The organism is Vibrio sp. 2132-1, assembly GCF_033344315.1.
Genome location: NZ_JAWPON010000831.1, coordinates 1 through 524, shown reverse-complemented (window position 1 = coordinate 524; position 524 = coordinate 1). Strand labels below are relative to the sequence as shown.

Genomic DNA, 524 nt, shown 5'->3' with positions numbered 1-524 from the left:
ATCCAGCGACAAAGATTAGCAAGGCTAACAACGTGGTTGCTTTCGTCATTATGCATGGGTTTAGGCGTGAGGAAGTGGGGCACACGTATATGATTAAGCTCCGTTGTTAGATAGAGAAAATCATCATGTTGAACGGGAGCTGAAACGGGCGCTCCCATTTCCTTCCAATTTGGGAAGAGCTCATCTAAGGCGCGAGTTTCAAACACCGCGCCAGATAATATATGTGCGCCGACCTCAGAGCCTTTTTCTACCACACAAATTGACAGCGCTTCGCCTTCACGATCTTGGTTCAACTGTGCTAATCGACATGCTGCACTTAACCCCGCAGGGCCAGCTCCGACGATCACCACATCAAACTCCATGCATTCACGTTCCATTTTTGTGCTTCCTTTTTATTTTCGTCATCTGGGTGACATTTTTCGTTTATATAGAAAACTATAGCTCAGTTAACGTAAACGTGAATTCGATGAGAGGTGGTCATAGCTTTGAAGCATGAAAGAGTGATATGGGTATGAAAATCAAAC

The 524-nt window shown here is 44.8% G+C and carries 1 protein-coding gene; it reads right to left on the bottom strand.

The window, feature by feature from the left end:
• On the bottom strand, window positions 1-377 hold a 377-nt coding region (locus tag R8N47_RS28250), incomplete at its 3' end, for an NAD(P)/FAD-dependent oxidoreductase (RefSeq protein WP_318186488.1).
• Between the last annotated feature and the right edge of the window lie 147 nt (window positions 378-524).